This is a genomic window from Anaerobacillus alkalidiazotrophicus (assembly GCF_001866055.1).
Map to the genome: position 1 here is coordinate 222,219 of NZ_MLQS01000017.1, position 13,872 is coordinate 236,090.

At 33.2% G+C, this 13,872-nt stretch carries 12 protein-coding genes; 9 read left to right on the top strand and 3 right to left on the bottom strand.

Translation table 11 applies throughout. The features are described from left to right. Window positions 1-124: 124 nt before the first annotated feature. On the top strand, window positions 125-520 hold the full coding sequence (locus BKP45_RS11410) for a secondary thiamine-phosphate synthase enzyme YjbQ (protein ID WP_071389808.1): 396 nt from the start codon (window positions 125-127) through the stop codon (window positions 518-520). 91 nt (window positions 521-611) lie between these two features. Beyond that, window positions 612-2,237, top strand: coding sequence for a putative polysaccharide biosynthesis protein (locus BKP45_RS11415; protein WP_071389809.1), 1,626 nt, complete (start codon window positions 612-614; stop codon window positions 2,235-2,237). Window positions 2,238-2,439: 202 nt separating this feature from the next. Here BKP45_RS11415 and BKP45_RS11420 read toward each other — a convergent pair whose 3' ends face one another. Further along, window positions 2,440-2,664, bottom strand: coding sequence for a hypothetical protein (locus BKP45_RS11420; protein WP_071389810.1), 225 nt, complete (start codon window positions 2,662-2,664; stop codon window positions 2,440-2,442). Window positions 2,665-2,865: 201 nt separating this feature from the next. On the opposite strand from BKP45_RS11420, the gene ftsW reads away from it, so the two are divergent. From ftsW to BKP45_RS11440, 4 genes are all read left to right on the top strand, one after another. Beyond that, on the top strand, window positions 2,866-4,002 hold the full coding sequence (gene ftsW / locus BKP45_RS11425; protein WP_071389811.1) for a putative lipid II flippase FtsW: 1,137 nt from the start codon (window positions 2,866-2,868) through the stop codon (window positions 4,000-4,002). A gap of 214 nt (window positions 4,003-4,216) precedes the next feature. After that, complete coding sequence (gene rodA, locus BKP45_RS11430; RefSeq protein ID WP_071389812.1) at window positions 4,217-5,395, top strand: rod shape-determining protein RodA; 1,179 nt, start codon at window positions 4,217-4,219, stop codon at window positions 5,393-5,395. Window positions 5,396-5,538: 143 nt separating this feature from the next. Then, on the top strand, window positions 5,539-6,210 hold the full coding sequence (locus tag BKP45_RS11435; protein ID WP_071389813.1) for a hypothetical protein: 672 nt from the start codon (window positions 5,539-5,541) through the stop codon (window positions 6,208-6,210). Further along, window positions 6,207-6,917, top strand: a complete 711-nt coding sequence (locus tag BKP45_RS11440; RefSeq protein WP_071389814.1) for a pseudouridine synthase — start codon at window positions 6,207-6,209, stop codon at window positions 6,915-6,917. Before BKP45_RS11435 ends, BKP45_RS11440 begins: the two co-directional genes overlap by 4 nt. Window positions 6,918-7,063: 146 nt before the next feature. Here BKP45_RS11440 and BKP45_RS11445 read toward each other — a convergent pair whose 3' ends face one another. Both BKP45_RS11445 and cysK read right to left on the bottom strand, forming a co-directional pair. After that, entirely contained in the window at window positions 7,064-7,282 is a 219-nt protein-coding gene (locus BKP45_RS11445; RefSeq protein WP_071310148.1) for a DeoR family transcriptional regulator, read from the bottom strand. A 503-nt stretch (window positions 7,283-7,785) separates the two neighbouring features. Then, the gene (gene cysK / locus BKP45_RS11450; protein WP_071389815.1) at window positions 7,786-8,721 is read right to left on the bottom strand and encodes a cysteine synthase A; all 936 of its coding nucleotides are present in this window, start codon (window positions 8,719-8,721) and stop codon (window positions 7,786-7,788) included. A gap of 210 nt (window positions 8,722-8,931) precedes the next feature. Here cysK and thpR point away from each other — a divergent pair, with 210 nt between their 5' ends. The 3 genes from thpR (at window position 8,932) to pulA (ending at window position 13,354) form a co-directional block, all read left to right on the top strand. Continuing rightward, entirely contained in the window at window positions 8,932-9,495 is a 564-nt protein-coding gene (gene thpR / locus BKP45_RS11455) for an RNA 2',3'-cyclic phosphodiesterase (RefSeq protein ID WP_071390148.1), read from the top strand. Between the two features lie 128 nt (window positions 9,496-9,623). Then, on the top strand, window positions 9,624-10,571 hold the full coding sequence (locus BKP45_RS11460; RefSeq protein ID WP_071389816.1) for a nuclease-related domain-containing protein: 948 nt from the start codon (window positions 9,624-9,626) through the stop codon (window positions 10,569-10,571). 650 nt (window positions 10,572-11,221) lie between these two features. After that, window positions 11,222-13,354 (top strand): type I pullulanase, encoded by a 2,133-nt coding sequence (gene pulA, locus BKP45_RS11465; protein WP_139193815.1) that lies wholly within the window; start codon window positions 11,222-11,224, stop codon window positions 13,352-13,354. The last annotated feature ends 518 nt before the right edge of the window (window positions 13,355-13,872 follow it).

The window sequence follows — 13,872 nt, forward strand, 5'->3', positions numbered from 1 at the left end:
TTTGGTAATGTGGTATGGTACTTATAAGAAATCACCCTTGGTGATTGTAGCTTACCTTCCAACCTGTTAAAATGAATGACAGTAATATAAAAGGTAAATCCGATATAATAGGGGTTGAGTTCGAATGGTAAAAAAGATGATGATACATACCAATAATAGAGATGGAATGGTTGAAATAACAGATCAAGTTCGTGAATATGTTAAATCTCAAAACCTAGAAGATGGAGTTGTAGTTGTTTATTGTCCTCATACAACAGCAGCTATTACAATAAATGAAAATGCAGATCCAGATGTGGTACATGATATGCTCTATAGATTAGATGAGATGGTTCCATGGGAGCATCACCGCGACCTTCATGGTGAAGGTAATTCAGCAGCTCATGTTAAAGCAAGTATGTTCGGCTCATCAGAAACTATTATCGTTCATAAAGGAGATTTATTACTTGGTACATGGCAAGGAATATATTTTTGCGAATTTGATGGACCAAGAAAGAGGAATTATTTTATTAAGATCGTATAAATAGTAGTTATGAATATAAATGAAAAATTAATATAGAATATAGAAAATGTTTTCAAATTGAATTTGTAAATTTAAAATTAAGAGGTGTTTTATGACCGATGCAAAGTTAGTTAGAGGTACTATGATTTTAACCGCCTCGATTTTTATTTCAAAGATCTTAGGTTTAATTTATATTTTTCCTTTTAAGGCTATAGTAGGCTTAGAGGGATTAGCGCTGTATACGTATGGTTATGTTCCCTATACAGTGCTTTTAAGTGTGGCAACTCTAGGTATACCACTAGCTGTTTCGAAATTTGTATCTAAATACAATTCATTAGGAGATTATGAAACAGGTAGAAGACTTTTTAAATCTGGTCTTATCGTTATGTCTATCACAGGCTTAGTTTCATTTTTAATTTTGTTTTTATTAGCAGAACCAATTGCAAACCTAGTAGTAGATGGGAAGGATTTGAAAGGAAATTCAATTGAAGATGTTATTTTAACGATCAGAATGGTTAGTGTTGCCCTTCTTATTGTGCCAATTATGTCTTTAATACGTGGTTACTTTCAAGGATATCAATCAATGGGACCTACAGCAGTTTCTCAAGTTATTGAACAAATTGTGAGAATTATCTTTATCCTTTGCTTGACGTTTATAATTGTTCACATGATGAACGGTTCAGTTGGGTTAGCGGTATCCTTTGCGACTTTTGGTGCGTTTGTAGGTGCGCTAGGTGGATTAACAGTTCTACTTATTTATTGGTTTAAAAGGAGAGGCAATATAAATAAACAAATCCAGGAAAGTAAAGTAAATCATCAGCTTCCACTTAGAAAGATATATAAAGAACTTGTATCCTATGCCCTACCTTTATCTTTTGTGGGGTTGGCCATTCCACTTTACCAGTTGATTGATTTACTGACGTTTAATAATGCGCTTATGGGGGTTGGGTATGATCAAGCAACGGCTGAAGAGGCATTTGGAGCTTTTGCTCAAGCAGCCCATAAATTAATTTTAATACCAGTTTCAATTGCAACAGCTATGTCTTTAACGTTGTTACCAACCATTACAAAATCATTTATTGATAATGACCAAAGTCTTTTACAAAAACAAGTAACTCAAACATATCAAATTATTTTATTTTTAACCTTACCAGCTGCAGTAGGTTTGTCCATCTTAGCTTATCCTGCTTATGGAACGTTATTTGGTTTAGAAGATGTTCATATTGGGGCAGCTGTTTTGAGATACTATGCTCCAGTATCGGTATTATTCTCATTATTTGCTGTAACATCAGCAATTTTACAAGGAATTAATCAACAGCGTTTTGCAGTAATCGGGCTACTAGCTGGATTATTAGTGAAGCTGAGTCTTAACATTTATCTAATTGCTAATTTTGAAGCGATAGGAGCAATTTATGCAACAGGATTGGGGTATGTTACTTCATTAGGTGTAAATATTTGGGCAATTGGAAAACATGCTAACTATCGTTATTACTTTATTTTAAAGCGTTCACTACTTATTGTGTTTTTTACAGCTATAATGGCTTTTGTCATCATCGCTGTAAAGGAATTTCTAACGATTTGGTTACCTTTAGATAATCGCGTATATTCTTTTATCGTTTTGTTGGTCACTGTTCTATCTGGAGGAGTAGTATATTTATATGTTAGTGTTAGAACAAATTTAGCAGGGCAAATACTAGGATCACGGTTTAAATTTCTAAAGAAAAAAGCGCGGGGGTAAAAAATCTTTCCGTTCTTTTGCAATCTGTCCACATCTAGAAATTGAGGGAATTTAGTGTACTTTATCTTACTAAAAAAAGAAACTATAGCTTTTAAACATTGGGGGAAAGCCCCCCAATGTTTGAAGTAAAGTTTAGAGAATTGGTAGATTTCGATGTTAATCATCTAGAAAAAAACTAAATCTTCAACGTATACCGTATTTCTTAGTATTGTGGTCCAGGCCCACCAAATCCATGGCCTAATTGACGTTCTAGTCTACGCACACGACGAGTTAGTTCATTAATTTGTTCGCCTTGGCGTTGAGTAATTCTTTCTAACTGGGAAACGCGACGTTCAAGGTCACGTGGACGTGGAGTTGGCCCCGGAGTTGGTGGGAATGGGAACCCAGGGAAAAATTGAGTTTCAGGGAATTGTCGATAATAATCCATATGATCTCTCCTTTAATATTAGGTATCTGTTCATTCAGTAAATAGTCTATGCCCACACGTGAAGGTTGCGTTAATTGAAACGCCTATTTTAATAAAGTTGGGCCAGGTTTGATAATTTTGGAAAACTCTTTTTATCAAAAAAGTAGTTTGATATAATAAAATCTATATTGTACATTATTATTGTATACCAAGGGGGTTAGTATGGAAAATTCAGTAAAAAAAGAAAGTGATTGGATTTTGCTCACTGCAATAATATTACTAGCTTCATTTGGTTTAATAATGATTTATAGCTCTAGCTATGTAGTTGGATTCGACAAGTATGGTGATCCTTTTTATTATTTCAAAAAGCAGTTACAATGGATTGCTGTCTCTACCGTACTTTTTATAATATTTATGAGATTTCCTTATCGTTTTTATCAAAAACTTGTATTTCCAATTGTCTTTTTATCATTTCTTTCATTGTCATTAGTAGTTTTTTCCCCTTTAGGGGTAGAGTCAAATGGAGCGACTCGGTGGCTAAATGTAGGGATGATTTTGCAGCCATCTGAGTTTGTAAAGCTAGGCATTATCATTTATTTAGCTCATGTCTATTCAAGGAAACAAAAATATATAAATCAGTTTACTAGAGGTGTGATGCCACCTTTATTAATTGTTGGTGGGATTTTCCTGTTAATTATGAAGCAGCCAGATTTAGGGACAGCAGGATTAATATTAGCCGTTGCTGGTTTAATTGTTTTTTGTTCGGGAGCGAAGTTGATCCATTTATTCGGATTAGGTGGATTTGCAGCTTTCATTGTTTGGTCGTATGCTAATTCTGAATCATACCGGATGGATCGTCTTATTGGTTTTATGGATCCGTTTGCCGATTCAACTGGGACGGGCTATCAACTGATTCAGTCTTACATTGCGATGGCTCATGGTGGCATTACTGGGGCAGGATTTGGACAAAGTGTACAAAAGCTTTTCTATTTACCAGAAGCTCATACGGATTTTATATTGGCAATTGTAGCAGAAGAGCTTGGTTTGCTTGGTATTTTATTCGTTTTTATATGTTTAGGTGTCATATTATTTAGAGGGATTTTGATAGGCGTTCGAAGTAATACGCCATTTGGTAGTCTCTTAGCTTTTGGTATTACTTTTCAACTTACGCTTCAAGTATGTCTAAATGTCGGTGCAGTCTCAGGTCTGCTACCAATTACGGGAATTCCACTTCCTTTCATGAGCTATGGTGGATCTTCATTATTAATTACTGCCGTTAGTGTTGGAATACTTGCTAATATCGCTAGAAATAATACTATAAAAAGTACACATAATATTGAACACGATAAAGTGGGATAAAACTTTTAAGTGCTTATAGACTAAGCACTTTTTTGTTAGGATAAAAATAAAAAAGGTGATGATATATTTCAGCATTTTTGTTTGTTATATATCCTAGTTAAAAATACCTTTGTTAAAAAAAATAAGCTATGATAACATTAGAAAAGGCTTTTCAAAATTATAAAATAAAGCTTTAGTTATAAATTAGGCAATCATTAAACGGAGGATACAAGCCATGCAAGAACGTAAAACCTATTTACAACAGTTAGATTATACGTTGCTATTTTTGCTGTTTTTATTAATGTGCATTTCCTTGCTTGCCATTTATAGTGCTGCTATGGCTGGACAATACTCTGTAGAGCCTTCACATTTTGTTAAGAGGCAAGTTATTTGGTTCGTGATAGGAACTGCACTAATGCTTGGAGCAATGGTCATTGATTATGATTTATTTAAAAATTTTACAATTCCACTTTATGTAATAGGGATTATATCGTTATTAGCTGTTCATTTTTTTGGAATTGAGCGAAACGGTTCGCAACGTTGGATTGGAGTAGGGAACAATTTATTTCAGCCGTCAGAGTTCGTGAAAATATTTCTTGTATTAGCTCTAGCTCATTTACTATTTCTAATAACAAAAGAGTATAGAGAAAGGTCATTAAAAGAGGATTGTATAGTTGTACTAAAAGTGTTGGCGGTAGGTTTACCACCGTTTTTTCTTATTTTAATACAACCGGATTTAGGAACAGCATTAGTTATTGCTAGTATAATGGGTACGATGTTACTAATGGCAGGGATTTCTTGGAAGATCTTTGCTGTTCTTGGGACGATCATTACATCAATTTTAGCTATATTAGTTTGGCTTCACAATAATTACTTTGCGCTTTTTAGTAAGTTTATCAAATCTCATCAGTTAGATAGAATTTATGGATGGTTAAACCCATATAATGACCCAGGTGGACTTGGATATCAGCTTCTCGGGGCGATCCAGGGGATTGGCTCTGGTCAGCTTTATGGAAAAGGTTTCACTGAAGGTGTATTATCTAAAAGTGGGCGTGTCCCAGAAATTCATACAGATTTTATTTTTACTGTAATTGGTGAGGAATTCGGTTTTCTTGGTGCTACGATATTAATAGTTGTTTATTTCCTACTGTTCTATAGAATGATTATTATTGCTTTTAGTTGTAATAATATGTATGGTAGTTATTTAGTAGCTGGTGTAATAGGGCTTTTAGTCTTTCAGATATTCCAAAATATCGGGATGACTATTGGTCTTATGCCGATTACAGGTTTGGCTTTACCGTTTATAAGTTATGGTGGTAGTGCTTTACTAACGAATATGATTGCTATCGGTATTGTTCTTAATGTTAATGTTCGTACCAGACAATATATGTTTGGCTCAGAGGAAATGTCGTAAATTCGATTAAGAAACTGTAATCAAAAAAATTGATTGCAGTTTTTTCTTACATTTTCGATTATATGTAGTGATATTAATTTGGTGGTAATTTATCAATTCATCTGTGGCTTTTGTTGGTGAAAATGTAACTGGGGATGGTGACTATGAATTTAATTGTAGGATTAGGAAAATTAGCACAAAGTGTATTAAAATTATGTTCATACAAAGAGGAGATTTTTGTTTACACTAGAAAGAAACAAAAAGTTGAAGATTTTCAAAAACTGGATAATCGTATCGTCTATTTAGAACCAAGAAATTTTAATAAAGTACGTCATGTTTTATTAATGCTACCTGCAAATAATGTTATTCCATTTCTTAATACATACGAAAAGTATTTTCGGGATGATGTTAAAATTTATCTTTTTGCTACTGCTTTACATAGTAATGAGGTGAATAAGCTTTTTTCTAAGAAGATTATACCTTGTAAATTAGCAGGGCATGCCAAACAAATGGTAGAAGATCAAAATGGACTTTTTGTTGTACCCATTCAAGAAGAAATTGAACCATTAAGAAACTTTTTAGGTGAAAATTTTACGATTGTGAATGGAACCGAAAAAGAAGTATTGTTGGCAAATACAATAGGAACAAAGGCATCGATTGAAATGGTACTAAAATTAGAGGAAGAACTAATAAAGTCTGGAGTTCAGCCTATAGTAATTAGACAAACGTTATCACAGATTACGCGCGGAAACGTAAAAGCATATTTAAATAATGATTTAGGAGATTTTGCAAAGAATATTGTGCAACAAATAACATTAAGGGGGAAAGAGGAATGAGGTTAGATAAGTTTTTGGCCAATATGGGCTATGGAAGTCGAAAAGAAGTAAAGAAGCTATTAAAAACAGGGGCAGTACGTGTAAATGAAGAAGTCATTAAGGATGCCAAAAAGCATATTGCAATAGAGCAGGATCAAGTTGTAGTTAATGGTGAAGAAGTAGAGTATAAGGAATTTGTCTATTTAATGATGAATAAACCTCAAGGTGTTATTTCAGCTACAGAGGATGCTCATGAGCAAACAGTTGTTGATTTATTAGAATTAGAAGATGCTCGCTATGAACCATTTCCAGTCGGGAGGTTAGATAAAGATACAGAAGGATTTGTGTTATTAACAAATAACGGTAAACTTTCTCATGAGCTTCTTTCTCCTAAAAAGCACGTTCCAAAAACGTATTACGCACGAATTCAAGGCAAAGTAACTGATGATGATATTGAAAAGTTTAAAAATGGTGTTACCCTTGATGATGGTTACAAAACAAAACCAGGAGAGTTAGTGATTTTAAAATCAGACGAAGTTTCTGAAATTGAACTTACAATTACGGAAGGGAAGTTTCACCAAGTCAAACGAATGTTTCAAGCCGTTGGTAAAAAAGTGACTTACTTAAAACGTCTATCTATTGGGCCGTTATTACTTGATTCAACGCTAGATTTAGGCGAGTACCGAGAATTGACCGAGGATGAAGTTGAGAAGTTAGTTAATCGTTAATTAATCTTGTTTTGTTTAGAGTTGTACCTAACGATCTTTTAGGTTGGTTAAGGATACATTTGAATGATAATTGAGTAAGGAATAAAAATTCCCCAACGTTCATCGTTGGGGGAGTATTTAACTTGCTTTCTATTTAGTTTTTTACTTTAGGAAACCTTTGTTTTCTTTTTAGTTATAGTCCATTTGCCACGGCTAGGACTCTTCACGAGCTTATTATATTCTAGTATGTTTAAATCCCGTTGAATTGTCCTTGAGGTAATTCCAAATTCTTCAACTAATTCATTTGTCGTAACAATGCCTCTTTTTTTAATATAGAGGTAGACAGACTTAATTCGGTTTATCATCCGATCAGTTGAAGTTTCCAAAAAACCACTCCTTATTCTTTTTTCATTTCTTAAAACAAAAAAGTACATAGGCATTTCTTAACCAGCTGATTAGCAGCTTTAAAAATGAATTTCTTACTATCAGAAAATATATGGAATTCCTTTTAATAATGTAATTGTATAATAATTTGAAATATTTAGCAAAGGAAAGTGGGAGAATTCTTGTAAGGTTTTGGTAAAATTATTAAATTTCCTGTATCAAAATCTAACAATAGAAGTAAACTAATTGATTGAGTATGTCAAAATACCAAAAATGAACCGTATAAATTTATATCCAGTTACAAACAGTTTAGTATAAATGAATAGATGAAGTACCTCCGTTGTGAGATCATGAATTGTGAAATTCATGATTACTAAAAAAAATCAGGTTGAGAGAATCTCAACCTGATTTTTTAGTACGGCAAGTAAAAAATGAACTTGGAACGCTTTTGCTCAGCTCTACCTGTTAGAAGTTACTTTGCTATTGACCAAGATACTTACTCTTTTTAATTTTCAAAGTCAAACAAATCGGTTGATAAATAACGCTCACCAGTGTCACAGGCAATTGCTATTACGACATCTTTTGGTGAAAGACGCTTTGCTACTTCTAAAGCTGCAAAGCAAGCAGCTCCTGATGATGGACCAACAAGAATACCTTCCTCACGTGCAAGACGTCTTGTTACATTGTATGCATCATCATCTTCAACTTTAAAAATTTCTCCATAAACATTTTCATTTAAAATTGGTGGGATAAATCCTGGGCTTGTACCTACAAGTTTATGAGGTCCAGGTTTTCCTCCAGATAGAACAGGTGATCCTGCAGGTTCTACTACATGGACACTAACATTTGGGTACAGTTCCTTTAGTTTTTCACCAGTCCCCGTAATTGTGCCACCGGTCCCTGAAGCAGCTACAAAAGCAGTTAGGTTCTTCCCGATACTATCTAACGCTTCCTTAATTTCTAATGCTGTTGTTAGACGATGTGCTTCAGGATTAGCATCATTTTCAAATTGCATTGGCATATAGCTATTAGGGATTTCTTTCAAAAGTTCATGTGCTTTATTAATCGCTCCAGGCATTTTTTCATCTCCAGGAGTAAGTACTACCTCAGCGCCATATGCCTTTAATATATTAATACGTTCCTTTGACATTGTATCGGGCATTGTTAAAATAGCTTTATAACCACGAGCAGCAGCGTTCATGGCAAGTCCTATGCCGGTGTTACCACTTGTAGGTTCAATAATTGTAGATCCCTTTTTTAAATACCCGTCTTTTTCTGCTTGTAAAATCATTTGATAAGCTGCACGATCTTTTACACTACCACTAGGATTCATAAATTCTAACTTTAAATAGACATCTGCTCCCGATTTACTTGGAAGATGGTTTAATTTTACTAATGGCGTATCGCCAATTAAATCTGCGATGTTATTTACAATACGCATATATTACACTTCCTTTACTTTTTATAAGATAATAGATAAATTTTTTATTATATATTATATACATATTATTTTATCACAATTATGTTGAGAAATCCTATCATCTTGATAGGAATAAAGATAAGATTTAAACGGTAGAATTTGACTTTAATTTGACAATAATAAAGAATATACAAATAAAAGTTTTTATTGAAAGGAGAGCCTTTAGTGACAATGCAACCCCATTATTTCATTGCAATACCCATTGAAAAAAGAGTAAGGAAAAAATTGGCAGCATGGAATCGGGATGAAACACCACCGTTTGAACGCTTTGTTCATGAAGAGGATTATCACATTACATTAGCTTTTTTAGGTGGAATTGAGTTCTCTTTAATAAAAAACCTACAAGAAAAACTTCATGTTATTGCCGACAAACATCAAACATTTCCATTAATAATTGATCATATTGGGCATTTTGGACCAAATCATGCCCCGCGGATTTTATGGGCTGGTATAAAAAAAGAAGACAAGTTATTTAAGCTTCAAATGGATGTTTTCCAGGCATGTTTACAACTCGGTATGGAGTTAGACAAACGTGCTTATAATCCTCATATTACAATAGCACGTAAATTTAAAGGTGCTTCACCTTTCGATAAGTTACAGTTAAATAGGTCATTTCAATCAGTTGTAATAGAAGAAAAGTGGAAGGTATCAAATTTTGTGATATATCAAACACATCTACAAAGAACGCCTAAATATGAAGTTATCTCTTCATTTACTTTAGCAAATGAAGAATGAGTACGGATTATTATACCTACTAACCTAATTAACATAAACTCTTCCATTCCAAAATAGGTAGATGTTATGATAAAATTTTATTGTACTTTATTAAATATTTAGACATCGTCGTTTTTGGAGGAGTGCTTGTGGCTCACTTAGTAAAATTAGAGGATTATGTTTCACGTTATCAATATGACATGTACCGATACCCAAGCCAATTTTCTCGTTTAAAGCGAGAGCGTTGGGCAAGGTTAAAACGAGAATGGGAAGCATCCTATTTAGTAGAAAATCCTTCGGTGGAATATTTTGTTGAACAACAAAAAAAGAGTATTAGAAATGCATTCAGTAAACTTAAACATTTTTATAAACGTAAAAATCAAACAGAAGATTTTTATAATGATTTTAAAGAACACCAATATCAATTTAAGTATAAATCTTTGCCAGAGTTAAAAATGAACTTTCTACGAGAATTATTTGAGTTTCAACTTAATTGGGCAAGTTCCACGTTAGTGGAAAAGTCATTATTAAAGAAATCATATTTACGTGATGAAACATTGAAGTGGTTTCTTCAATCACTTCCAGATAATTATTTTGTATTTTATTATCCAGTAGTCACTTACCCAAAGGCTGCGGTACAGTTTGATATCCTAATCGTTGGTCCGACTGAAATTTGGTGCATTGTAAATCTGGAAGGTAGGGAAAATTCAATTTTTCAAACATATTCAGAAAGATATTGGTTGGAATTAAATGGCGATGATGAACGGAAAATCATTAATCCTTTACTATCTTTAAATCGAATGAGTACTATTTTGAATAAAATATTAGAAGTCACAGAAATAAGGTTTAAGGTGAAGAAAGCAGTCTTAACACGAGAAGGTTATATTGATGCTACTACTTCATCATGGGGTAGAACTACCTTTCTTGATCAACGGAATATAAATGAATGGCAACAAAAGTTAAAGAATAATTCAACTCCGATTAAATCAACACAGCTTAGGTTTAGTCAAAAGTTGTTAGACTTATGTCAAACAACCTCTGAACCTCGTTCAGAACTTGAACAAGATTTCGCTGAGGAGAACTACGAAAATTTATAATTAAAAGTCAACGATTATGGTATCAGATGAATTCAAAAACGATTTATTGGCATAGAATAATGAATAATCTGAAACGATCACTAAAAGTGGAAGAATGATCTTTAATGTGATCTTTTTTAACGGTATTACCTTTATTAGTGTAATGGATTTCCAAGCTACTAAGAAATCTAGTTGGTGTACTCTAAACTTGAATGATTAGTGGTGCAATAGGATTTTATATTCACTCGAGTAAATAAGAAAAGAATTTGTGAATATTTAAAAAATATTCTAATTAAATTCTGTATAATACATAAATCAAGCATATCAATTCCATTTTTGTTTTATAGTAATAGTGTAGATGCCATTAAGAGTTTAGTTTCTAAAGGGTTTTTAAAAATGGAAATATCCTCCTTGATATAGGTGACACTTAAATAATTAAATAGAATAAGGAATAGAAATGTCTTAATTGCAACTATGACTGAAAAAATTCTAAGTTTTTCTACTAAGTAGGCTTTTTTTCTCATAAAGATTGTTATAGGAATTAATACTTAGTTGAACGAAGTTACTATAAATTTCATATAATAAACTAGGTAGTAAACTAATGTAACAAATATTTTTGAAAATATTATAATGTTTTTCTAAAAAAATACGTAAAGAGAGGAGAGATATTTGTGGTAGCCAAAAATGCATATATAGATGAACTAATGTTAATCACAATACCCTTTTCAGAAGTGGATGAAGAACTCTCCCATTTTACAATTATAAATACACAAACCAATGAACCATTGACCATAAAAACTTGGAGAAAAAGCAATGAAAGATGGCGTTATGAGCTTTACTTGGAGAAAGCAGTAAATCTAGGTACGGAATATAGAGTTTTTACAAATAAGCAAATATCTTTTGATGTTAAAACAGGTCAAGTAGTTCGTACTGAAACTTTCGATGACCTTTACTTTTATGATCTTGATGATTTAGGTATTACGTATACAAAAGATGAAACAACTTTTAAACTTTGGGCACCAACTGCGACTGAAGTCCAATTAATTTTATTTAACGGTAATCAACAACAAAGGTATCCTCTTACAAAGGCAGATAAGGGTGTATGGCATTATACTGTTTCTGGAGATTTAGAGGGCACTGCTTATAAATATCGTTTATTGATTGATCGAATGTGGAGAGAAGCCGTTGACCCTTATACTAAAGCAGTAACTGTGAATGGGGAACGAGGGGTAGTTGTAGATCTTTCTCAAACTAATCCAAATCAATGGAATGAAATCAAGAAACCCTCCTACGAATCAAGAAATGATGCAATTATTTATGAAGTCCATGTTAGGGATTTTTCGATTGACGAGAATAGTGGGATGAAACATAAAGGTAAGTACAAAGCTTTGACTGAAACGGGAACGCGCGGTCCTTGGGGTACTCTTACCGGATTAGACTACCTTGTAGATTTAGGTGTTACGCATGTACAATTATTACCTGTTCAAGATTTTGGTAGCGTAGATGAAACAAAATCGTTGGATAAATATAATTGGGGATATGATACGATTCACTACAATGCCATAGAAGGAAGTTACTCCTTAAATCCCGAGGATCCGAAACAAAGAATACTTGAATTAAAAGAAGTTGTTAAATCCTTTCATAAGCAAGGAATAAGAGTGATTTTAGATGTTGTTTATAATCATGTTTATATACACCATAGATCAAATTTTGAGAGAATTGTACCAGGTTACTATTTTCGATATAAACTAGATGGAAGTTTAGCAAATGGAACAGGAGTCGGAAATGATATCGCTTCAGAGAGAAAGATGGTAAGGGAATTCATTGTAGATTCAATTAAATTTTTAGCTGAAGAATATCAAGTGGATGGCTTTCGTTTTGATTTAATGGGCATCCTTGACCTTGAGACAATGAATAAAGTTCGAGATAAATTAAATGAAATTGATCCATCAATTATAGTCATTGGAGAAGGTTGGGATTTAGCTACCCCAATTCAAAGAGAAAAGAAGGCGATTATTGCTAATTCTGATTTATTACCTAGTATCAGTCATTTTAATGATCAATTTCGCGATAAGCTTAAAGGAAGTATCTTTGATCATACGAAAAAAGGATTTTGTAATGGAAATGGTGAGTTAAAAGAAACTTTTAAAATGTTAGTAAGTGGGAGCATAAAAGGATTTTATCATATAGAAGGTATTTTTCGTGAGCCATATCAGTCAGTAAACTATGTGGAATGTCACGATAATCATACGTTATGGGATAAATTGGAGCTTTCAAACGGTGATCAAAAAGAAGAAGTAAGAGCTTCAATGCATCGTCTTGCAACAGCATTAACATTATTGAGTCAAGGAATTCCATTTTTACATGCAGGTCAAGAGTTCTATCGAACGAAAAAAGGTGTTGAAAATAGCTATTGTTCTTCAGACGAAATAAATAAATTGGATTGGAAAAGAAAAGCTCTTCATATGGATTACGTTGATTATGTTAAAGGTTTAATAGCGTTAAGAAAAACACATGATGTATTTCGATTTTCGACCGCTGATCAAGTGAAGAAAAATATGCATATTCTTGATACCCCTTCATATTGCTTGGCCTATATGTTAAAGGATAACTCAGGGATGTTTGTAATAGCTCACAATAGCTTTGAAGGTGAAAAGGAACTAATATTACCATCCAGTGGATACTGGGATGTTTTAGTCGAAGGTAATAAATCGGCTGTTTCACCACTTAGAACATTTGAAGGGGCAAAAATTAATGTGCAAGGGATAAGTACAACAGTTCTTTTTCATCCGAAATCTTATTAAAAATATTGTGTAGAATGAAAAATTCATAAAAGGAGCAGTAATGAGCTCCTTGAGTTTTCTCATTCTACACTTTTTACAATAATTTTAATTTTTTCTTTACAAAAAATAAGGTATACTAGTATTATTATAATTTGTGGAAGTAAAATTTCGTGAAATACAGAACAATTATTTCAAAAAAACTTTTAGGGAATTGTTGGGAAATATATGTTTTTATTGGTGAAATGATTACTATGATTCCAGCGACAACAAAGTATGCTTAATTGAAACTGGTTCACATGAAATCTTTATTTTACAATCAGAATTTATAATTTCTAACTTAGAAGCTGTCTAGCTTCAGCGCCTACGAGCTCGGTCACTTCAGTCAAGTTTCTGACTTCACTGACTTCCTGGATTGCTTCTTTGATGATGCTTCATGCTACTTTGCTTCGAGGAAGCCTACTTCGAAGCATTGCTGTAAGACGCAGAAGCACGCGGAAGCCAAAGAGCGGCTTCTGTCAAAGGCCTTCCAGTGCCTTTCG

Excerpts from the sequence above, each read along its gene's own strand:
- BKP45_RS11410 (WP_071389808.1), top strand. The coding sequence starts at position 125 with ATGGTAAAAAAGATGATGATACATACCAATAATAGAGATGGAATGGTT.
- BKP45_RS11415 (WP_071389809.1), top strand. The coding sequence starts at position 612 with ATGACCGATGCAAAGTTAGTTAGAGGTACTATGATTTTAACCGCCTCG.
- BKP45_RS11420 (WP_071389810.1), bottom strand. The coding sequence starts at position 2,664 with ATGGATTATTATCGACAATTCCCTGAAACTCAATTTTTCCCTGGGTTC.
- ftsW (WP_071389811.1), top strand. The coding sequence starts at position 2,866 with ATGGAAAATTCAGTAAAAAAAGAAAGTGATTGGATTTTGCTCACTGCA.
- rodA (WP_071389812.1), top strand. The coding sequence starts at position 4,217 with ATGCAAGAACGTAAAACCTATTTACAACAGTTAGATTATACGTTGCTA.
- BKP45_RS11435 (WP_071389813.1), top strand. The coding sequence starts at position 5,539 with ATGAATTTAATTGTAGGATTAGGAAAATTAGCACAAAGTGTATTAAAA.
- BKP45_RS11440 (WP_071389814.1), top strand. The coding sequence starts at position 6,207 with ATGAGGTTAGATAAGTTTTTGGCCAATATGGGCTATGGAAGTCGAAAA.
- cysK (WP_071389815.1), bottom strand. The coding sequence starts at position 8,721 with ATGCGTATTGTAAATAACATCGCAGATTTAATTGGCGATACGCCATTA.
- thpR (WP_071390148.1), top strand. The coding sequence starts at position 8,932 with ATGCAACCCCATTATTTCATTGCAATACCCATTGAAAAAAGAGTAAGG.